Annotated in this window: 20 protein-coding genes, 1 pseudogene and 1 CRISPR repeat array; of the genes and pseudogenes, 8 read left to right on the top strand and 13 right to left on the bottom strand. The window is 65.6% G+C overall.

Annotated elements, in window-relative coordinates; all coding sequences use genetic code 11:
- Positions 1–53: 53 nt before the first annotated feature.
- From coaE to AC1U7O_RS16485, 4 genes are all read left to right on the top strand, one after another.
- A complete protein-coding gene (coaE, locus tag AC1U7O_RS16470; RefSeq protein WP_479895984.1) occupies positions 54–656 on the top strand; it encodes a dephospho-CoA kinase in 603 nt (200 codons plus the stop codon).
- 394 nt (positions 657–1,050) lie between these two features.
- A complete protein-coding gene (locus AC1U7O_RS16475) occupies positions 1,051–1,503 on the top strand; it encodes a hypothetical protein (RefSeq protein WP_479895985.1) in 453 nt (150 codons plus the stop codon).
- An 11-nt stretch (positions 1,504–1,514) separates the two neighbouring features.
- On the top strand, positions 1,515–1,886 hold the full coding sequence (locus AC1U7O_RS16480) for a hypothetical protein (protein ID WP_479895986.1): 372 nt from the start codon (positions 1,515–1,517) through the stop codon (positions 1,884–1,886).
- Positions 1,887–1,993: 107 nt separating this feature from the next.
- A complete protein-coding gene (locus tag AC1U7O_RS16485) occupies positions 1,994–2,137 on the top strand; it encodes a hypothetical protein (protein WP_479895987.1) in 144 nt (47 codons plus the stop codon).
- Here AC1U7O_RS16485 and AC1U7O_RS16490 read toward each other — a convergent pair.
- The 12 genes and pseudogenes from AC1U7O_RS16490 to cas3g all read right to left on the bottom strand — a co-directional run bounded on the left by AC1U7O_RS16490 (position 2,117) and on the right by cas3g (position 16,005).
- Positions 2,117–2,320 carry a hypothetical protein gene (locus tag AC1U7O_RS16490; RefSeq protein WP_479895988.1) on the bottom strand — a complete coding sequence of 68 codons (204 nt, stop codon included), beginning with the start codon at positions 2,318–2,320 and terminating at the stop codon, positions 2,117–2,119. The genes AC1U7O_RS16485 and AC1U7O_RS16490 overlap by 21 nt on opposite strands.
- 184 nt (positions 2,321–2,504) lie before the next feature.
- Positions 2,505–3,425: a CRISPR direct-repeat array (repeat unit 36 nt; unit sequence GCTTCAATGGGGCCACGGCATCGGAGCCGTGGAATC).
- Positions 3,426–3,633: 208 nt separating this feature from the next.
- Positions 3,634–3,924, bottom strand: coding sequence for a CRISPR-associated endonuclease Cas2 (cas2, locus tag AC1U7O_RS16495; protein WP_479895989.1), 291 nt, complete (start codon positions 3,922–3,924; stop codon positions 3,634–3,636).
- A gap of 3 nt (positions 3,925–3,927) precedes the next feature.
- Positions 3,928–5,631 carry a CRISPR-associated endonuclease Cas4g/Cas1g gene (gene cas4g/cas1g, locus AC1U7O_RS16500; RefSeq protein ID WP_479895990.1) on the bottom strand — a complete coding sequence of 568 codons (1,704 nt, stop codon included), beginning with the start codon at positions 5,629–5,631 and terminating at the stop codon, positions 3,928–3,930.
- Between the two features lie 40 nt (positions 5,632–5,671).
- Entirely contained in the window at positions 5,672–6,022 is a 351-nt protein-coding gene (locus AC1U7O_RS16505; RefSeq protein WP_479896068.1) for a hypothetical protein, read from the bottom strand.
- Positions 6,005–6,836 (bottom strand): annotated as a pseudogene (locus AC1U7O_RS16510) (helix-turn-helix domain-containing protein); the annotation flags it as partial. The pseudogene AC1U7O_RS16510 and the gene AC1U7O_RS16505, both read right to left, overlap by 18 nt.
- Before the next feature lie 165 nt (positions 6,837–7,001).
- Positions 7,002–7,571, bottom strand: coding sequence for a nucleotidyltransferase family protein (locus AC1U7O_RS16515; protein WP_479895991.1), 570 nt, complete (start codon positions 7,569–7,571; stop codon positions 7,002–7,004).
- Entirely contained in the window at positions 7,558–7,773 is a 216-nt protein-coding gene (locus AC1U7O_RS16520; RefSeq protein ID WP_479895992.1) for a hypothetical protein, read from the bottom strand. Before AC1U7O_RS16520 ends, AC1U7O_RS16515 begins: the two co-directional genes overlap by 14 nt.
- A gap of 12 nt (positions 7,774–7,785) precedes the next feature.
- Complete coding sequence (gene csb2, locus AC1U7O_RS16525; protein ID WP_479895993.1) at positions 7,786–9,444, bottom strand: type I-G CRISPR-associated protein Csb2; 1,659 nt, start codon at positions 9,442–9,444, stop codon at positions 7,786–7,788.
- Positions 9,441–10,496, bottom strand: a complete 1,056-nt coding sequence (gene cas7g / locus AC1U7O_RS16530) for a type I-G CRISPR-associated RAMP protein Csb1/Cas7g (RefSeq protein WP_479895994.1) — start codon at positions 10,494–10,496, stop codon at positions 9,441–9,443. The genes csb2 and cas7g overlap by 4 nt, the downstream gene beginning before the upstream one ends.
- Before the next feature lie 16 nt (positions 10,497–10,512).
- On the bottom strand, positions 10,513–12,975 hold the full coding sequence (gene cas8g1, locus AC1U7O_RS16535) for a type I-G CRISPR-associated protein Cas8g1/Csx17 (RefSeq protein WP_479895995.1): 2,463 nt from the start codon (positions 12,973–12,975) through the stop codon (positions 10,513–10,515).
- Positions 12,962–13,471, bottom strand: coding sequence for a nucleotidyl transferase AbiEii/AbiGii toxin family protein (locus tag AC1U7O_RS16540; RefSeq protein ID WP_479895996.1), 510 nt, complete (start codon positions 13,469–13,471; stop codon positions 12,962–12,964). Before AC1U7O_RS16540 ends, cas8g1 begins: the two co-directional genes overlap by 14 nt.
- Positions 13,468–16,005 (bottom strand): type I-G CRISPR-associated helicase/endonuclease Cas3g, encoded by a 2,538-nt coding sequence (gene cas3g, locus AC1U7O_RS16545; RefSeq protein WP_479895997.1) that lies wholly within the window; start codon positions 16,003–16,005, stop codon positions 13,468–13,470. Before cas3g ends, AC1U7O_RS16540 begins: the two co-directional genes overlap by 4 nt.
- 296 nt (positions 16,006–16,301) lie before the next feature.
- Between cas3g and AC1U7O_RS16550 the strand changes: the two genes are divergently transcribed.
- From AC1U7O_RS16550 to thiI, 3 genes are all read left to right on the top strand, one after another.
- On the top strand, positions 16,302–16,784 hold the full coding sequence (locus AC1U7O_RS16550; protein ID WP_479895998.1) for a hypothetical protein: 483 nt from the start codon (positions 16,302–16,304) through the stop codon (positions 16,782–16,784).
- A gap of 309 nt (positions 16,785–17,093) precedes the next feature.
- Positions 17,094–18,014: a thioredoxin-disulfide reductase gene (gene trxB / locus AC1U7O_RS16555; protein ID WP_479895999.1), complete on the top strand. Its 921-nt coding sequence runs from the start codon at positions 17,094–17,096 to the stop codon at positions 18,012–18,014.
- Between the two features lie 14 nt (positions 18,015–18,028).
- On the top strand, positions 18,029–19,237 hold the full coding sequence (gene thiI, locus AC1U7O_RS16560; protein ID WP_479896000.1) for a tRNA uracil 4-sulfurtransferase ThiI: 1,209 nt from the start codon (positions 18,029–18,031) through the stop codon (positions 19,235–19,237).
- Here the strand turns inward: thiI and AC1U7O_RS16565 are convergent.
- Complete coding sequence (locus tag AC1U7O_RS16565) at positions 19,188–19,760, bottom strand: SRPBCC family protein (protein ID WP_479896001.1); 573 nt, start codon at positions 19,758–19,760, stop codon at positions 19,188–19,190. The genes thiI and AC1U7O_RS16565 overlap by 50 nt on opposite strands.
- 135 nt (positions 19,761–19,895) lie before the next feature.
- Between AC1U7O_RS16565 and AC1U7O_RS16570 the strand changes: the two genes are divergently transcribed.
- Positions 19,896–20,297 carry a hypothetical protein gene (locus AC1U7O_RS16570; RefSeq protein WP_479896002.1) on the top strand — a complete coding sequence of 134 codons (402 nt, stop codon included), beginning with the start codon at positions 19,896–19,898 and terminating at the stop codon, positions 20,295–20,297.
- The last annotated feature ends 62 nt before the right edge of the window (positions 20,298–20,359 follow it).

Here is a 20,359-nt window from a genome sequence, read left to right on the forward strand (position 1 = left end):
CTGTCAACGCCGTGCCTTGAGGGTCGGGGGGGGCCCGTGCTATCCTCCGGCGCATGTTGCTGATCGGGGTGACCGGCGGACTCGCGACGGGCAAGAGCACGGTCGCGCGGATGTTCCGGGCCCGCGGAGCCCGCGTCATCGACGCGGACGAGCTGGCCCGCCAGGTCGTCCAGCCCGGCACGCCCGCGTGGCGGGACATCGTGCGGACCTTCGGCAGGAAGGTCCTCCGGCCCGACCGCACCCTCGACCGCGCCGCGCTCGCCCGCCTCGTCTTCCGCGACCGCGCCGCGCTCGCGCGGCTCAACGCCATCGTCCATCCGCGCGTGGCGCGCGAGCAGGCCAGGCTGACGAGGGAGATCGCCGCGCAGGACCGGCGCGCCCTGATCGTCTACGATGCGCCGCTCCTCTTCGAGGCGGGCGTGCAGAAACGGATGGACCGGACCATCGTCGTGGCGGCCGACCGCGACACCCAGATCGCGCGCCTCCTGAAGCGCAACGGCTTCAGCCGGGCCGAGGCGCTGCGCCGCCTCCGCGCCCAGATGCCGCTGGCGCGGAAGGTCAAGCTGGCCGACTACGTGCTGGACGGCACGAGGCCCCGCCGCATCCTCAGCCGGCAGGTCGCAGCCATCGTCGCCGAGCTCACGCCGCTCGCCTGACCCGCGCCGCCACGACACTCCCTCCCTTCGCGGGGACCGGCCGGCCTCTCTCGACTCCTGCGTCTCTCCATCGGTTGTCCCCGCTCCCGGAGCCCATCTGGGCCGGCGAGGGCGCACCATCGGGCGGCATGGTAGCAGAATCGCCCGGGGATGCACCCGCGGGAGCGCCGGACAAGGCCTTCCCCTACGACCATGCTCCGCACAGGCGCAGGCCCCGCTCTCCGTGACCCCTGACACACGGCCACCTTGCGCCGTCACCCCGCCGGACGCCACCCAGTCCCGTCGCCCCGGCGAAAGCCGGGGCCCAGGCCGGGTCTGTGGGAGTCGGTCCTGGATTCCGGCTTCCGCCAGAACGGTGGAATCTTGGAGCAGGCGTTCGGGCAGGCCTGGGGCCATGTGTACCGGAACCTCACGCGCGAGAGCTGGGTGGCGCAGTGCCCCGGCGGACGGCCTACGGGCCACCTATGACCTGGTCGGCTATGACGAAGACCTCTCCCCGACGAACACGGCGGCGCGCCTGGCCGGACTCAAGCGGGACCGGACCTTCATCCTACACAAGGACCTGACGGCCTGCTGGGTGGGCGACCAGGCCGATGCGCTGGTGGCGGGCGATCACTGGTCGCTGGATGCCTGGCAGCTCAAGCTGACGCGGCCGCTGGATGCCCAACCGGTGTCGGGTCAGCGGCAGATCCTCGAGCCGTTAGAGAACGGCGGGGCCGTGGCGATCGAGACGGGCAACGCGGCGCCGTTACAGCCAACAGGTGACGCTCCGCTGCTTCAGGAACGGCGCGACGAACGGGCTGCGGCCGTCCAGGACGAGTGTGAGCTGACCGTCCTGAACGTCTGAGGAGGAGACGCATGGCGATTCGGATCACCCCTCCGGGCCGGCCCTTCCCGGTCACGATCGAGGGGACCACCTTCACCCTGCGGCGGCTGTCGCCGCAGGAGGACCAACGGCTCCGGCACGCGCACACCCACAAGGGGCGGTTCGAGGCCCTGCTCTATGCGGTGGCGAAGCTGGAGGCCTGCATCGTGGGCTGGGATGCGATCGAGGTGGACGGCGTGCCGACGGGGTACGACCGGAGCCTGATCGCGCATCTCCCTGATTCAGTGATGAGCCAGCTGCTCGACGCGGTGAACGAGGGCCCCGACCCTTTGGTGCCGGGCTCGCCGCCGACCTCGACGCCCTCGTCGCCTGCGCCGAGTGGCAGCGGGCCAACCCGGGCCTGAGCTGTGAGCAGTGCCGGGCGCTGTGTGAGGAGACCGACCGTGCTTTCCAATGCCAGGCCCGCGAGCCCTGCCCCGACCTCTCGCCGGACAATCGGCTGGCGCTGGACGTGTGGGGCTCGCTCCAGCGCCTGGGGGCCCGGACGACGTGGGAGCTGCTCGATCTCGAGCTCTCGGCCGAGGCGGCGGAGGGCCTCCGGCAGCGGCTGCTGCGCTGCGCGCAGCTCTGGCCGCTACCGGAAGGACTCCGGTGAGAGCAGCAGCAGGATCGCGAGCACGAAGACGCCGGGGAGCGTGAGGATGGCCCAGAGGGCGAAGGGCCAGGTGCGGTACCAGGGTGCCCCTGGCCGCAGGGCTGCCCGCAACCAGGCGAGCGGGAACAGCAGCGCCGCGAAGGGGACCGGCAGGAGCACGAGTGTCAGGGCGGGGCGCAGCACAGGACCTATTGTACCACCACGCGCGGCGGGCGGCGAGCGGAGCTAAGCGGTGGCCATCCAAATTAGCCTCACGGTGAAGGACGACGGCACGGCCGTCATCCAGTCCTTCGGCCAACGCGTCCAGGACCTGGAGCAGAAGGCGACGGCGCCGCCGGGCGGATCCAGCAGGCCTGGGGGGCTGGCGGCTTCAATGGGGCCACGGCATCGGAGCCGTGGAATCAGACGTGCGCCCTCCCTGACGACGACGATGCGCTCAGGCTTCAATGGGGCCACGGCATCGGAGCCGTGGAATCCACCGTCCGGCTCGTGACGCGCGCCGCCCCTAGGCCGCTTCAATGGGGCCACGGCATCGGAGCCGTGGAATCCCTTTGCCCCCACTTGGGGGGCCGTGGTGCCCGCCATGCTTCAATGGGGCCACGGCATCGGAGCCGTGGAATCGCGGTACTTCATCCGCCGGTTGAACCCGGCGGGGTTCCCGCTTCAATGGGGCCACGGCATCGGAGCCGTGGAATCCCGCAGCATCCTGCCGGCAACTATGAGAAATTCACGCTTCAATGGGGCCACGGCATCGGAGCCGTGGAATCCACGATGCGGGCGCGCGCGCGGCAGCTCGCCGAGGAGCTTCAATGGGGCCACGGCATCGGAGCCGTGGAATCCTTCCTGCGGCTTAGCTCCTGGTCGCCAACACCACGCTTCAATGGGGCCACGGCATCGGAGCCGTGGAATCAGAGCCGTGGAATCGCCGACACGGCGACGGCGACCAAGCCGCGGCTGCGGCTTCAATGGGGCCACGGCATCGGAGCCGTGGAATCGCGGATGGCCTGGAGGCCCAGCTTGCCAAGCCCACCCCGCTTCAATGGGGCCACGGCATCGGAGCCGTGGAATCTGGACGGCTCCACCTGCTCAGGCCAGACATAGTAGAGGCTTCAATGGGGCCACGGCATCGGAGCCGTGGAATCCGGCATCCGAGATAGCGGGTCGGAATCCGCGCCTGCCGCTTCAATGGGGCCACGGCATCGGAGCCGTGGAATCGTGCTGAGATGGTCGGGTAGCTGTTCGCCAGCCACTCGCTTCAATGGGGCCACGGCATCGGAGCCGTGGAATCAGGTGCCTCGCAACCGACGTACTGGCCCGGCAATCCAGCCTTGATTGCGAGCGGGTCGCTTTTCCTCGTCAGGTCGCACCATCAGGATCGTTGTCCTCACCTCCCTTCTTCTTGAATTTCCTTTCCCACGCAAGGCCTTCCGGCCCCGCGAGCGCCGCGACGGTCTGAATGGGCACGGCACCGCTCGCGCGGCAGCCGGCAGCGCCGCTTAGACGACCACCGCTCGGCGCTCGGTCGGCTCATAGCCCCGGCCGAGCGCGGCGATGCTCTTGATGGGCCGGCCTTCGGTCGGCCCCAAGTCCACGATCAGAACCTGGTCCTCGGCATGGTTGATGATCTCCTCAAGTGCCTCGCGCATTCTCACCAGATCAACGGCCGGCAGGTCGCATTGAAAGACCGAGAGCTGGAGATGCACGCCAAACCCCTTCATCGTCTTGAATACCCGCCGCAGCCGCTTGGGGTCGCAGATGTCGTAGGTCACGATGTAGAGCCGCCGCATGGGTCACCGCGTGAGAAAGGCCGGATAGTCCGGAATCTCGCCCAGCAGATACCGGCCCAGGAGCCGCGCCTGCACCTCCAGGACCCGCCGGTAGCTGATCTGGTAGCCGAACACGGGATGAGCGATCTCCTGGCCCATCCGGCGCTCGTACGTCTGGATGAACCGCTGGCGTCCCTCGGCCGTGAGCGCCGCGGCGCCCATCCGCTGGATGAAGTCGGTCGGCCGAACCTCCCCGTTGTTGACGGCCGTCACGACCACGGAATCCGCGATCAGGGGACGGAATTCTTCCATCAGGTCGAGGGCCAGCGCCGGCCGGCCGTAGCGCGGCTGGTGATAGAACCCCAGGTAGGGGTCGAGGCCCACCGCATGGAGCGTCGTCGTCCATTCCCGCACGAGCAGCGCGTAGGCCAGCGAGAGCATGGCGTTGATCGGATCGCGCGGCGGGCGCCGGTTGCGGCCCTCGAAATCGAAGGGCATCTCATCGCCGCCCTTGAACAGCCCGGCGAATTCCGCGAAGTAGCGTCGCGCCGCCGTGCCCTCGACGCCAAGCAGTGCCTCCAGGGATTCCACCGCGCCCGCACGCTGATGATCGCCCTTCAGGTCCTGGAGCACGCCGTCGGGCGCGGCCGCGTGGTTCCGCCGCAGAAAGGTGCGGCAATTGGCGATCTTGGCCTGCACGAATCGGCGGGCCAGGCTCAGGCACCGCACCGGATCGCCCGCCGCGGCATACTGCCGCCGCCGCAGGTCCACGTTCTTGTGCGCCATCCCGACCGTCAGCCCGTAGAACCAGCCGCCGCTGGACAGGTACGAGATCGGGATCGTCCGCTTGCAGAGCTCCTGCACCGCCTGGGTGCTGACCTGGACCGAGCCGAACAGGACCAGATGGGAAGTTTCGACGATTCGGGCCTCGGCCAGCAGGGTGTCATGGTCCAGCACCCGGAGACACTCCCCGTCCTTCGTCACGCGGGCACCCGGGTGCTGCACATACAGCGGCAGCGCGTCATCGCGGGCCGGCAAGAGTTTACGAACCGCCTCGGCGTCCCGACGCCGATCCACCCGCAGCCAGCCGACCTCGTCCGGCAGACAGATGCTCACGAGGGAGCAGCGCGGGCACTTGGGACTGTCCACCAGCGGCGGGGGCAAGTCCCCGCCCCGCGCGAGCCGCCGCATCTCGGCGATGAGCGCGAGGGTCCGCTCGATCAACTCCGGATCGAAGGCGACGGCCACCCGCTCGCGCGAGCCGACGAAGTACAGGAACCCGCCGTCGCACTCGAAGCCGTTGTCGCGCAGGATCAGCCCCTGCGCGCAGAGCTGCACGCGCTCGGGCTCCCACGCGCCCTTCTCCACGTGCGGCCGCTTGCCGCGCTTGTAGTCCACGGGCGCGACGCTGGTCCCGACGCCCTCGACCACATCTATCTTGGCCGTGATGCCGAGGCGGTCCGACGACAGCCAGACGGACCGCTGATGCACGACCTCGTCCTCGCCGGCGACCTCCCCCTCGTCCTGAGAGCTCCTCCGCCGTGGACCCCGGTCCACCCGCCGGTGGTGGAACCGCCCCTCGACCGTGTCGGCGCTGTCCGTGAATTCCCCCTGCACCCACTCCAGGTACGCGAGCCGCGGGCAGTAGGCGTATTCGTTCAGCATCCTTACCGGCAGGAGCGGTTCCTCCGCCACCGAGGGAAGCGTCCCGTCAACTTTCCGATCCATGATCGCCACTCCTTTCGCTATTCAGTTGTCAAAGAACAGGCTAAACCCTCGTGATCAACCGGGTGGTTTGCTTTGGGACGAGTGAATGGTCAGCCGTTTGTTGGTAGACGCTTCCTGTTTCTCGATTTCCCGTTCCGGATCGTTCCACAAGTCCGTTGACCATATCCGATGCAGCGTCCTGCCCAGATTTTCCAGAACGAATTGACGCAGGCGTCCCGGTCACGAGCAGTTGGCAATGAGTGGTATGGCGCCCATCGCACTCGATACCAAGAAGATACTTCCCCGGCTCGTGCGGATGAACGACGGCGATGTCGATCCGGTAGCCGGAACAGCCGATTTGCGGATGGACGGTCCAACCTTTGCTGCGCACGGTATCTACGAACGTCTGCATGGGCGTCTTGCCGTAGCGCCAGCGCCCCTGGTGCGGTCGGCGTTCGTTTCACTCCGGGAGCCAGGCCTCCGGATCGGCTTGCAGCTCTTCCAGGCTCCGGTCGATCTGCTTCCGAAACGTCACCCGGAAGAACTCGTTGAGCCGCGTCTTGTGGAACCGCTCGCAGATGCCGTTGGTCGGTGGGCGCTTGGTCTTGGTCCGGGTGTGCTCGATGTCTTCCACCGCCAGGGACCGCTCGGATTCGTGGCGGTCCGGCGCCCCACCGTACTCCGCCCCGCGATCGGTCAGGACTCGGCTGAAAGGTATCCTGCACCCCGCAGTAGCCGGGACACTCGCGCTCGAACTCCCCGTGGGCTTCTTTGTCGGCCGCGGCCTTTCCCAAGGCGACCACCTGGACCTCGGTGAGGATCACGCCGGCCTGCGCCACCTTGGCCTCCAAGGCCTTCAGCCGCTTGCGCATCGTCTCCAGGTCATGCCGCAGCCAGATGCACCGGACGCCGGCGGGGGACACCGTCACCCCCCGCTGGCGCAGCTCGTTGGCCACCCGCACTTGGCCCCAGGCCGGCTGCTCGACCGCGAGGGCCACGACCGCCTCCTCGACCTCGGCCGGGACTCGGTTCTTCAGGATCGGTTTCTGCCGGGAGAGCTCCTGCAGCGCGGCCTCGCCGCCGGTCTCCTAGAGGTCCTTGCACCGGGAGAGGCTGTCCCGGCTATCGCCCATGATCCGGCAGGCCTTGGACACATTGCTGAGTTGCTTGACCAGCTCCAACAGCCCTATCTTGGTCTTGATGATCTTCATGCTCGTCGTCGCCATCGTCCTTGCTCCTTTCTCCCGCAGGGAATGGCAAGGACTCTGCCTGACCGTCAGATGAACTTCTCGCACATACAATTTTTGCATCGGCACGAACTGACCAGGTCGACGTAGTCGGCGGTGTCGAGAATCAGTCCGGCGCGCACCGATCCGCACTGGAGCGGGGCACTATGGCCTCTCTTCCAAGCGCCGTTGAATCATGTCCCAAATATCGCGCAGCCCCAAGCGATCGGCCCACTCCACAATATAGGCCCGGTCGATTTCATCTCCGCTGACCTTCAACATCCCCGTAATGTCCCGCAGGTGCTTCTCCGATCCGCCCTCGCGGTAATATTCCAGTTTTTTGATAATGACATCCTCGGCCGACGCAAAGGCTGCTTCGTAAGACTCGGCTGGACGCAGCACACGGGCCCGCGCAAACCGACTGCGATCGAACGGCGTGTCCTTCTGAACCATGACATCCACCTTCAACCCCGAGCCGGGATGAATGATGTTGAATTGCCCCTGCCGGCGAATCGCCTCACGAACCGCCTCTTCGCTCAGATAGAACTCATGGGCAGGAAACGCGGCCAACAGTGCCGGGATGTCGTCCGCCCGAATCCCAGCCACCACATCGATATCATTGGTCAGCCGAGGCTCGCCGTAGGCCATGGAGGCGACTGAACCGGTGACCAGGTAGGGAATGCGCAACCGCTCAAAGGTCGCCGCCACGTGGGCCAGTAAATCATACAGCTCCATGCGAGAGCCTCCGCGCGACTTCCCGTGCGAGCCGTTGCGCATCCCAGTCGGGGTGCAGCGACGCCAACTGCCCCCGCAACAGCTTCTGCGCCGATCGCCACAACCCAAAGCCGATCTGGAGGCGTTCCGCCGGCGTTTTTCCACGCAAGATGTTCGCCATGACATCGTCAACCACTTCGATCCGCCGCCAATCCACAATCATGCCCCTTCCCCCTTACGTCTCAGCCTCACCGGTTTCCGGCACCGCCCTGCCTGGCCGTCGCATGCCGACAGGCACAAACTGCCCAAGGCCGAAGTGGCTCGACCAGCCAAGGGCAAGAGGACCGCGTACAGGGGCAGAAAACATGAGCCGGAAGGCGCCGGCCAACCGTCGGCCCCCGTCATCGCTGGACTTTCTCCGAAACCGTTTGAATTGAATGGATCGCCAACGATCGGCAATCGAAAAGACCTGATTCTGATCCCAGAGCGGTTCGATGGTCACTTCCCCCGCGATATCCTGCCGCACCGCACGTAGCTGTGCCCCCAGGTCCTCGATGAGAAAGGCGGCGCGAGCCTCCGGCGAGCGCAGATCGATCCGGTTCCGTCCCCTGGTTTTGGCATAGCGGGTGGCCAGATAGGGAGTGGCCGATTCCCACACCTGCGCCGCTTGGCATGGCCCCCTCGGAAACGCTGTCTGGTCTCCCATGCCGAGCAGCAACACACGCAATGGATGTCTGGCCTCTGCTTCACGACCCGCTCGCAGCCCGCGCAACGCGTCGAATGCCCGTTGTTCGTCTGCTCCGAAACCGTCTGGGGCATAGATCGTGAGATGGTCCAGACGGCCGTCCCCATCCTCGTCAGTCGGCAGATAATAAGCATGGCGATGGCCTTGCCGTGGGTTCCCCGACGCATCTTTCCCCGACAGCACGGACGATTTCGGACGCTGCGCGGCGTCATCCGGATAGGGTGTCGCACCGTGGAGTCGCTTCCACACTTGCCGCCCGTAGAGGCCCATTAGCGTGCGCCTGGCCGCCTCCGCCACCGGCAAGGTGTCCGTCACGAGCGGGAGTACCGTCGAGTCGAGCGCGTAGCGGACGACGCGGATACGAGTGCGGTCAGTCATTTGTCTTGTGTGCGCCTTTGGCTCGATCTTGAAACAATCGCGCGGGCGGGTGTACGGCACCCAGCGTGAGCCGGGCGGGTCGGACCAGCGCTCTCTGTGCAGTTGAAGCGTCTCCATGCAGAGATGCCAAGCTGGGTCATAAATGGCAGATCGTTCCTCGACGGTTCGCTTATTTTTCCCGCGGCCCGCGGTTTTGTTTGTGACGGTAACGACGTGGTCATCGGCAAAGGCACTTTCAGGATCTGGGCAGAGCAGGCGAACGATCTCGTGCCCGGGGGGAACATCGCCTTGGAGCAGACGGCACACGCGCCAGTCTGGGTTGCCGACATCGTCCGCAAGCTCGGCCTCGCACCAGGACTCGGATCGCCCGAGGGTATTGAGGTTGCGGAGAAGGCAGGTGAGCGCGTCGCGTTGCGCCCCATCGAGCGATACATTCGGCCAGCGGACCCATACCGGCGACTCTCGGGAGACAGCGACGAAGGTATCGAAGACCAGCGTTCGATCGTCCGGCCCTTTCTTCGGCATAAAGTGGCGCGTATGGCCTGTCGAGGCAGGAGGCAGGAGAAACTCCGGTGGCTCAGCTAACGCGCGGAAGATCGGCTCGACCTGTTCCTGCGGCAGATCGGGAAGTGTGCGTTTCCAGGTTGCCACGAGCGCGCGCAAAATGCGCCAGGGCGAGGGCGGCCATTCGACGGCGCCCTCGTTGACGTGCCGCCCCCACGGCGTGGCGTGGTAGCGACCGGCGAGGAATGTGAAGGAGATGGCGATCATTGTTCGTCTGCCTCTGCGTTCACATCGTCTTCGTTGTCGGCATCATGTTCATCAACTTCTTCTTTCTTGTCTTTGGCTTGTTTTTTATTGGGCTTCCACTCGACTTCGGTGATTGGGGGATCGGCAAACAGGCGCTTGCACGCGCCTATGAGCCGCTTGCATTCATCCAGCAGCGCGGTCTCATCGGCAATCTGAAACCCGTTGGGCCGCGTGACTTGCACATCATCGATCATTTCCAGATCGCAGGCAGTGCGGAGGCGGAGACCTGTCGAGAGAAACCGGCGGACCTTGAAGAGCGAGAGAGCAATTAGGAGTTTCGTTGCGTCGTCACCTAGCCCATAGCCCCGAAGCAGAGCCAGGTCGAGGTTGAAGTATGCCTTGATCTCCTTGGCGACAAACTCTGTTCGGTGAAACGGGACATTGCCGAAACCCTGCTTAGTATCGCCGGATGGATCGACCCTGTCGTTCTTAACCCCACCGCTCTCAACGGGGCGCACATGAGAAGCCTCGATAAACCCGCTGAGCAAGCGCGGCAATCGGAGCCGACCACCGGCAAGGTCGCTCTTGGCAAGGAACACACCATGAATGATCGCGTTAGGATCATACTTCAAGATCAGTTTCGCGAGCGCCCGTATGTCTACCGCGCCCTTTTCCATGCTCGCGGTATCTTGCTTGAGCTTGTTGAAGACACTCTTGTCCCCGCTTTCAAGGATGTATGGTGAATTGATCCGGTGGGCTTCAAGAACAGAGTTGGTCAGCACGCCGTCATTGCTCGACTTGACTCGAATGTAGGGCAGCCCCTTAAGCCCCTCGATCAGGTCGGCGGTTGGCTGATCCCAGCACGCCAGCTCCATCCTATTCGCCACAGACTGGACGGATTCGACCAAGAGCATCTCGGTCCCGTCGGGGAGCGTGTACCTCGCCGGACCGAGATCGGCAAAGCCCGTGGGCTGGAACCGGTGGCCCTGGAGCGGCTTGAGCTTCGCTTCCATGAGCAGGCGCGGCTCAGCCTTGAGCGCTTCATAGTTAATGGTATTGGTCGCCGTAGGCATACGGATTCCCCTCCTTCTACGTTGTGGCGAACGCCAATTCGTCTCGGCAAACGAGGTGCACAAGTCGGTTGACGGATGTTGGATCGATGGGAATGAGCAAGCTCGCGGACAGGCGCTGTGCATGACGGGGGTCGCTCACGAATTCGGACCACGTGTCGTCACGTGTCATTCCGTTCGGGAGCACACCAGGGTACGGTGGCAACCCCGACACACGCAACCGCTGCGCCGCAATGCGGCAGGCCTCGCCGATATGACCGGCACGAAGGAGCGGCAGGATGCGCGGCTCCGGGCGGATCGCGATGCCCGCTTCGCCCTCCCGTGCCAGCCGCCAGACGACTTCACCGTTCCGCCGACCTACGACAAGGGGCTGCGGCAGGAAGAGCAACTTCAGGAGTGCGTAGTTCCTCGGTAGCGGGCGAGCAGCTCGCTCGTGACCACTGCCGTGAGGCACGCCCTGATGATCAATCAGCGTCAGCCCCCAAAGGAGGTCTTCGACGCGTTGCTCGTCAAAATCTCCGTCAAGAAATGCGGCCACGGTCTCAAGCGAAACGGTGAATCGGGACGCTAGCGGGAGGTGTTCGCACCCGGCTCGTTGACCGTCCATCATCCGCCGTTGGAGCACGTCGGTGAGGTTAGTCGTCAAATCTCCGGGGTCCCAGACCACGGCGCGCCCCCTGTCGGCCCAGGCCCGACATCGTTTCTTCCAATCCACGGGTTCGAGGTTGGCTCGGAAGGGGCCGATCTTGTTTTCGGAATCGTTGATAGATGCCAGAGCCATGGCCGCGGTGAATTCCAGCGAGTGATCATTGGCGGCTACGATCCATCCTGCGGAAAGCCCAGACAACGGGCTGATCTGCTTATCATCTCGAAAGCGTTCCGCCATGCTGAGCAGCCGTTCTGCCCGACCTAGTGCGATCAGGATTGCTTGAAAGAACGTCGGGGTCCCGTATTTGCAGAAATCAAAGACGGCCGCATCGATCCTGCGAAGGGCCGAACCAAGGTGAGGCGGCGCATTTTGGTCTCCGACGGCACGGCGGAACGTGCTCAGCCAACCGTCGGCCTCTCGAAGCAGATCAACTTTCCGCCTTTCTGTAACCGCAAAGCGCCCGATCGGCGCCGCAAGGAATGCCTTCCCGCTCCGCTTCAGGAATCCAAACCGACTAAATCCCGCGATGCCGCGATCCACACCCAGCCCTGCCACAGCCCGCGCGAAGTCGGTTCCGTTTTGTGCAGGACGCCCCGAGACTTCTGCCCGGCCTTCGCCAAAGAGCTGACGCAGTTCGTCGGTGCTCGCTGGCCGTGTCCAGAGAGGGCACCACAGTTCGCCACGCGACTCAAACTCATCTTGCCGCGTCGATGCCTCAAACCCCGCAGCGACCGCCCGGACCGTGAACGGAAACGATGAGCGAGCCTGGCGACTCGCCCCCAAGCGTCGAACGGCAGCACCTGCCAGCACAAGAGTTCCTTCCATCATCAAGACAAAGTCCCATGGATTGTCGGTCGAGTCTCCTTCCATGCCTTGAGTGGCATTCGGTCCACCCACGCGACCTGGGGCGAACTGCCCGACGCTGGCGGAATCGAGCTTTGCCAACGATGCAAAGAGGGCTTGGTGGAGCCATCGCTTCGATTGACCGCTTTGTACCCCCCTCGTGTGCAAACCGAGGGAGACGATCCGCTGCATGAAATTCTGGGTAAAATCGAGGCGCCCGTCGTTTCCGCCCGTGCCGAGTAGTGGGGCGAAGCTCTGGCCGACCTGCTGCAGCACCATGACGGCATCCATCCAGGCCACCACGTTGTCAGGCAGGTCGCGCCGGTAGCGACAGATCAGGCGAGTCTTATCGTCGTTTTTCGGCTTGTCGCCGATTCCCTCATCCTGAATGATCGCTTGGACCTGCCGAATTACCTCCGTATAACGAGCAATGCGAGGGTCATTGCTCGTTCCTAATGCCGCAACCGCCTTCTTGTTGTCCTTTCTAAAAAAACCCGACCCGCCCGCCCACGGCGCCACGATCGGCGTCGGCTTGTATTCTTCCAAGAAGAACTTCGCCAGCGCGTCCCGTTTGGCTTCCTCGGTGGCTGCATCTTTGAACAACTCCGGCGCCCGCAGCCAGAACACATCATTCCTCCACCAGCCACGAGCTTCCGGATCTTTCTGCTCGCTGACTAGACGCAGAACGCCTAATGCCTTCAGGTAGGCCATCAGTGGTTCGGGTGTGCAGCCGGCCAGCGCGAGATCATCGCTGCCGCTCGTTCCATACACGCCTGAAGACTCTTTGACGATCAGCCCCGGCGCAGGTTCGCCAGATTCATCGGCGGGCGCCGGGCCCAACTGCCGGGACAAGTCTTCCATCTCCTCGAGCGCCCTGAGGATGTCCTCCAAGGACAATTGCGCCCAGCGGCGGAGTTGTTCGCGCCGCGCGCCTTCGAAGGTGGTCAGCCGCCAGTCGAATTCCGGCCTATGCAGGTTATTGTCCGGCATCGTCTTCCAACCTCATGCGCAAGTGTTCGATGTCTATCCTGTCTTGTTCCCTGCCCGCCGCTTCCTTCATTTTGATCAGCGTGGGGATACTGACAAACCGAACCTCTATGGTTCCGTACAGGGGCTTGATCAACGCCTTGGCATATTCCTCATCAAACTGAAAGGGCTCATGAACGAACAGGTCAATGGACGTCTCACGATGGCGATCGCTCCAGAGTTGCAACACCTGCATATTCTTGTCGCGGATCCACCCCTCGCGCGTTGAGCGATCGGCAAACTGCTCCGCCGTCACAGGCGCGATTGGCTTATAGCCCAGTGGTTCAAGAGCGGCAAAGACCCGTTTGATGTTGTCCGGCACCAACTCAATGACCAAGTCGGCGTCCTTGGTGAAACGCAAATAGCCGTGGGCGTTCACCGCCAATCCGCCGGCGACCAGGTAGCGTACGCCGGCCTCGTTGAGCGCGCGAACAATGGCTTCAACGCTTGCCAATTTCACGATGCTGCATCCTTCCCCTGTGGAGAGACGTGGTCCTGCTGTTTCGCCACAGCTTTCTGCGCCGCATCCCGACTGGCACGCATGTCCGCTGCCCGGAGAATAGCCTCAAGATAGGCCAGACGGAACGGGCCCAGTGTGTCGCGGAGACCGATCATCCGCTCGGCCCACGACGGGCGGCCCGTAAATGGCGGCTGCTCGCACAGGCCGAGCTCCATCGGCTCCAGGGACAGCGCGACCCTGGGCGCCACGGTTCCATCGCCGAGATCGGTCTCAGGCAGTTCATCGCCATCCCACACGCCTCGGGCAAACCGGCGTCCTGCATCGGGACGGCTTTCGTTCGGCAACGAGCGGACGGAGAGGCGCACCTTGCCGTGATGCGCAGCGACCAGGTAGGCGACCAAGTTACGGATCTCTTCGGGAACCAGGGTATTCCGCGGATCGAGCACCGCCATTGCCGAGGCCAATTCATGGCGGAAGTGCCTGCGTGCGTACCGTTTCCAGCCCCGCTTAGGAGCCTTCGCCCAAAGCTGGGCTGCCACAGGAGCCCCGCCGGGTACCGCAGCTTGAAAGACATCATGCGCCTTCCCTCGATCGTGCCAGCGGGCGGCTTGGCGAACCGCCTCGGCGTCATCTCCATCCATCACCAGCGCGCGCAGAAGCTGATCGACCTCTCGGCGGAGATCGTCTGTGTGCTCCGCGATGGTTTGCCACGTTCCTATCTGTGAGAGCGGGTCCGCGTCGGTCGCATCGGGAGTCTTCACACGGGTTCCGGGTGAGGGGACAATCGGTTGGACAGATTCTTCTGAACTAGGATCCCACCCTCGCTCTAAGCTGTAGCCACCGGCGTTCGCGTGAACCAGATGCACCTGCCCAGGGATGATCGTGTCCGTCCGATCCCATCGCTCTTCGAGAAAGTTCCACCGCCAGACCTGACCTTTGTGCTTTTTGACGAAATCTCGGAACTCGCCAATCGGGGCTGGGCAGAGTTCTTCTCGCCTCGGCGCGGGCTCGGCTGCCTTCTCCTCAGTTTCGCCGGGACCCTTGCCGTAGTCACGCCAAAACACACGAACGTCGCTGTCCTCGACATCCCGGATGAAGCGATCAATATCAATGTCGTTGCCGGCCAGATCGGGCGTGGTGTCGAAGAGATCGATCAGGTCCTTGCGGCGGATCACGTGAGTATGCTCGAAGGGAAGCGGAACCTCCGGAAGCGACTGGAGGCCGACATAGTGCAATCTGGCCACTCGCGTTTCGGCATTCTTCAGGTCATCGAGATCATACGGGGCTACCACGCCTTTGGCGTCCGCTTCTTTGCTTGGCAAGCCGATCCAAAAGACGTTGGCCTGCGCATTGTCTGCCCCGCGCCGGTTGCAGCGTCCGAACCGCTGCACAAGCGACGCCCACGGCGCCACCTCGGTGAAGAGGGTAGTGGCGCTGATATCCACACCGGCCTCGATCACCTGCGTGCTGACGACGATGGTCCCAGGCTCCCCAGGCTGCGCCAGAGCACGGTCCACCTGCCTTTTGCGATCCTCTGGCCGAAATCGCGAATGCAACAACACCAGCTCAGGCTTAAGGGACGCCTTGCCGACTGCCTTCCTCAGAGCGTCGAACACCTCGCGCGCCCGTTTGACTGTGTTGACGATGGCGATTGTCCGTGTGCCGGGCTGGTGAGCCTCCAGAACTTCCTTGGCCAACTCTTTGATGTCACCCATCATGGCCTCGGCTTTGGCCAGCGGTTTCCTCGCGGTCCAGCGATCTTCCAACGCCTTGCGTGCCTGTGTCCCAAGTCCAGAAGCCACGATCTCCTGCTCGAAGCTGAACCGCAGCTCCCGCATATTCGTCAGAAATGGCGCAAAGTCTACGGTTCCCAGCCAGTCCCGCTTGAGCGTCGCGGACATCCAGACACTGCGGCAGCCACGGCCGTTCTTGGCATGATCCGACTTTGTGTCAGGAAGCACCCGCCGGAATGCTTCCAGTTGGGTCGTGGTCGCCAATCCGGTGCCCATCAACTGGATTTCGTCGAACATCCATAGGCAGTCCGTGTTGAGGAGGCCGAATTGAATAGGCCAGCGGGATCGTGTGGCCGCATACCCTCGGTTGAGCGCTCGCGACAACAGCATGTCCTGCGTGCCGATGATGATCTGCTCTGATTCCGGGTACATGTCCCAATCTTCTTCCTCTTCGCCACCCATGAGCACATGCACGGGAATTTCGTCGGCTAATTGGCCGGCTGTTTTCAGATTCGCCGTCCATTGCCTTGCGCATTCGGCCGTCTGCTCCACCAGCACCCGCATCGGCAGGCAGTAGACCATGCGGCGCGGCGTACTCTTCCGAACCGCTTCATCCGGATGACTCCGTCTCCGCCACAGCCACCCCAGCACCGCCATCGCGGTCTTGCCCAGGCCGGTCGGCACGTCCACCAGTTCCGGCAGCTCCGGCTCGCACGCGAAACGGACCTGGAACGGGTAGGCCGCATGACCCGTAGCGTGCGTAAACCATCGCGCGAACCGTTCACTCGTCCCGTCGTTCAAGGCGTCCACTCCTTTGCCACGAGGCCGTGCTTACCTCCCTCTCCCGCCGGGGAAGAGGCGCGGATTCGGTGCTCTCACCCTCCAACGGACCGGAACTGCGGCCGGGCTCCCCGTCATCGCGCGGGACAGGCTACCACCGGACTGTGACAGATGGGGTCACAACGCCGGCGGCCTACGCGCGGGAGGGTAGCAATTCCCCCTTATGAGGGCAAGCGGGACTGGGCCGGCCGGGGCCGCGACAGGCTGACCCGGCGGGAGCCTTTGCTTTCTCAACGGGTTCCGGTAGGATACCGCCCATGGCGCTCGATCCCGACCATCCGCCGATCTGGCTCCGGAAGCTGCACGTGACCGCGCAGCAGCTCGTTCCGAGCGAGTATGCGGCGAGCCCCGAGGAAGGCATGCTCAGGGTGTGCCGCCTCTCGGATGCCCAACTTGAATTGATGAAGGCCTTCGCCCGGGCTCGGGAGCGTCATTCGACAGGGCGCCCCTCCTCCCAGCCCTCCCTGCCTCCAGCACCGCCGGGGAAGTCCGATCCCATGTCCCCGGGGAATGACCGTTCGCCCGGGTATCTCGCCGTGCTCTCGGCGGCGACGGAGGCCCTGGCCATCGCCTCGTCCTCCTATTGCGTGATCGGCGCACTCGCGCTCGGGGCTTGGGGACGCCCCCGCGCGACCCATGACCTGGGCTTGCTCGTCATGACGGAGAGTTCCGCCCCCGAACCGTACCTGGCCCCGCTGACCTACGTGCTCCGGGCGGCGGCCCCACCGCCACGGACATAGTGGCGCGGCCGCGGACCGGACTCCGAGGACGGGGGACGGTCCTGGATGCCGGCGTCCGCCGGCATGACGAGGCGAGGGCGGCGTGCTCGCCTCGCTCGGAGGCTCATCGTACAGAGAAGAAGCCGCCTGCCCCCTCGGTCGCTGCGAACTGGGCTCCCGCGATGGGGCAGGATTCTGGATGCCGGCCCCGGATTGAATATGTCCGGGGTAAACCGTCCGCCGGCATGACGAGGCAGGACCGTGCGGGATATCGCTCTAGCCGTCGCCCGCCCATGACGCCCCCCGCCCGCCTGTGGTAGAGTCGGCGTCATGCGCCATGTCGTCATCATCGGTTCGGGCCCGGCGGGGCTGACCGCGGCGATCTACACGGCGCGGGCGAACCTCTCGCCGCTCCTCATCGAAGGCATCCAGCCGGGCGGCCAGCTCACGACCACGACGGAGGTCGAGAACTACCCCGGCTTCCGCCAGGCCGTCCTCGGCCCCCAGTTGATGCAGGAGATGCGCGCCCAGGCCGAGCGCTTCGGGACGGAGTTCCTCACCGGCAATGTCTCGGCGGTGAATCTGGCGCAACGGCCCTTCACGCTGACGATCGAGGGCGAGGAGACGGTCGCCACCCGCGCGCTGATCATCGCGACCGGCGCCGCCGCGATCCCGCTGGGCGTCCCCAACGAGGCCCGCCTGACCGGACACGGCGTCTCCACCTGCGCCACCTGCGACGGCTTTTTCTTCCGCGGCAAGGAGCTGGTCGTGGTCGGCGGCGGCGACAGCGCGATGGAGGAGGCGAACTTCCTCACCAAGTTCGCGACGAAGGTCTCGGTCGTCCACCGCCGCGACAAGCTCCGCGCCTCCAAGATCATGCAGGACCGCGCGTTCAAGAACGAGAAGATCACCTTCGTCTGGAACAGCGTCGTCGAAGAGGTCCTCGGCGACCGGGTGGTGACGGGCGTCCGCCTGCGGAACGTCGTGACCGGCCGGCGGTCGGAGCTGGCCTGCGCGGGCCTGTTCGTCGCCATCGGCCACCGGCCGAACACGGACCTGTTCAAGGGCCAGGTCGAGATGGACGAGAAGGGCTACCTCCTGACCCGGCACGGCACGGCGACGAGCGTGCCGGGCGTCTTCGCGGCGGGCGACGTGCAGGACTCCCGCTACCGCCAGGCCGTCACCGCCGCCGGCTCCGGCTGCATGGCCGCCATCGACGCCGAGCGCTACCTGGAAGCGCTCGCCGGCTGACGAGCGACGTCCCCATGCGTTGCGTCATCGTCCATTACCACGAGCTGGCCCTGAAGGGGCGGAACCGCCCCCTCTTCGAGCGCCGGCTCGTCCGCAACCTGCGGGAGACGCTGCGGGGGCTGCATGTCAGGGCGGTCGAGGCCCTGCCCGGGCGCGTGCGCGTGATGCTCGGCGACGAGACGCCCTGGCCGGCGGTGAAGGCACGGATCGCCCGCACCTTCGGCGTCACCCATTTTCTGCCGGCCGAGACCGTGCCCCTGTCGGCCGACGGCGACCTCGACGCGCTGAAGGCCGCCGCCGCGGAGGCGGTACGCGACCTGCCCTTCGCCACCTTCCGCGTGACGACCAAGCGGGCGGACAAGCGGTTCCCGAAGACCTCGATGGACGTGGACCGGGAGGTCGGCGCGCACCTCTGCGCCGTCACGGGCAAGCGCGTGAGCCTGTGCGACCCGGAGCTGACCGTCCACATCGAGACCCTGTCGAAGGAGGCCTACCTTGCCGTCCGCCGCGAGCCGGGGCCCGGCGGGCTTCCCGTCGGCGTGAGCGGCAAGGTCGCCTGCCTGATCTCCGGCGGGATCGACTCCCCCGTCGCCGCCTACCGGATGATGAAGCGGGGCTGCCGCGCGGTGTTCGTCCACTTCCACGGCCGGCCCTACGTGAGCCGCGCGTCCGAGGAGAAGGTGCGGGAGATCGTCGAGGAGCTCACGGCCTATCAGCAGTACTCGCGGCTCTACCTCGTGCCCTTCGGCGAGATCCAGCGGCAGATCGTGCTCGGCGCGCCCGCGCCCCTGCGGATCGTGCTCTATCGCCGGATGATGCTGCGGATCGCGGAGGAGCTGGCGCGGCAGGAGCGGTGCTGGGCCGTGGTGACCGGGGACAGCCTCGGGCAGGTGGCCTCCCAGACGCCGCAGAACCTGAGCGTCGTCGGCGAGGCCGCGCGCCTGCCGATCCTGCGCCCGCTGATCGGCATGGACAAGGTCGAGATCACCGAGCAGGCGCAGCGCATCGGCACCTTCGAGACCTCGATCGAGCCCGACCAGGACTGCTGCCGGCTCTTCGTCCCGCCCCATCCGAGCACCAGGACCGCGCCGGACGACGTCCGGAAGGTCGAGCGGGGCCTGGACGTGGAAGGGATGGTCAAGCTGGGAGTGGAGCGGGCGGAGCTGGCCGAGGTCACCTTCCCCGCCGGCTCGACGAGACCTGCGCGCGCACCCGCCGGCTGAGCTGCTCGAAATGGCCCTGAAGCTGGCGGCGCAGCTCCCAGACGACCAGCCAGTCGGGCGCCCAGGTGTCGAGCGCGACGACCAGCTCGAACTCCGCCTGCGTCCGGTCCGGCGCGCCGTTCTCCGACAACGCCCAGGTGCGCTCGTACGCGCGGAAGTCGCCGGCGACGAGCGAGGTCTTCAGCCGCCCGCCCGGCAGCTCCCGCGTCTCGCAGAGCAGCCGCTTCTCCCCGAACCACCAGGGATGGCCGATGTAGAGGTCGGTCAGGACCGCGTCGGGCCGACGCTCCAGTCCGGCTACCCGCAGCGGCGTGGTGAACAGCTCCGGCCAGTGCGCGTAGTCGGTCAGGACCGCCTTGACGGCGGCGGGCGGGCCGGGCAGCCGCAGCGTGGCCCTGGCCGTGACCGTCCCCGAACGGTCTGTCGTAACGTCCGGGGCGGGCAGGGCCTCGGCGGCTGCCTCCCCCACCACGCCCAGGCAGGCCCCGATGACCAGGATGATGGCCGACGATCGGCAGGACATCGTCCCCCCACTGCGCGTAGTCTACCCCCACGACGGCGGTCAGTCCAGGCGCGGGAACCGCCGGGGGCCGACGCGGTCGCCGACGACGCGGGCCCTGTGCTACGATCCGCGGCGTTCACCCTCGGGAGGTGCTCGATGCCGATTCCTTCGCTCGTGGGCTTACCCCTGGCCTTCGCCGGCCTGCTCGTCCTCGCGGAAGCGACGGCCGCCCAGCCGTCGGGCTCGCCCGCGACGACCGAGTCGAACTGCACCTTCGGGATGGTGAAGGGAGAGACGGCGCGGAGCTGCCGGGTTCCGATCCCGGCCGGCTGCCGGGTCGCCCTGTTGCCGGGGACTGACAAGCCCTGGGCCACCATCTCCAAGGGCGGCAACTGCACCTGCCGGTTCGACGAGCAGGCCACCGACTGGAAGACGACGATCACCGGCACCTGCCTTCGTTGCAAGTCGCCGCAATGCTCGGCCCGCTTCAGCGCGATGTTCGACTGCTCCGCCTCCGCCGCCCCCTACACGCCGCAGACGCCGGGGGGCGGGAAGTAGCGTGACGGGACTTCGGGCGGGGAAACAACGGGAGCGTTCCCGATGAGCAGGGGCGCGACGCA

The sequence above is a fragment of the Candidatus Nitrospira neuquenensis genome, assembly GCF_979578155.1.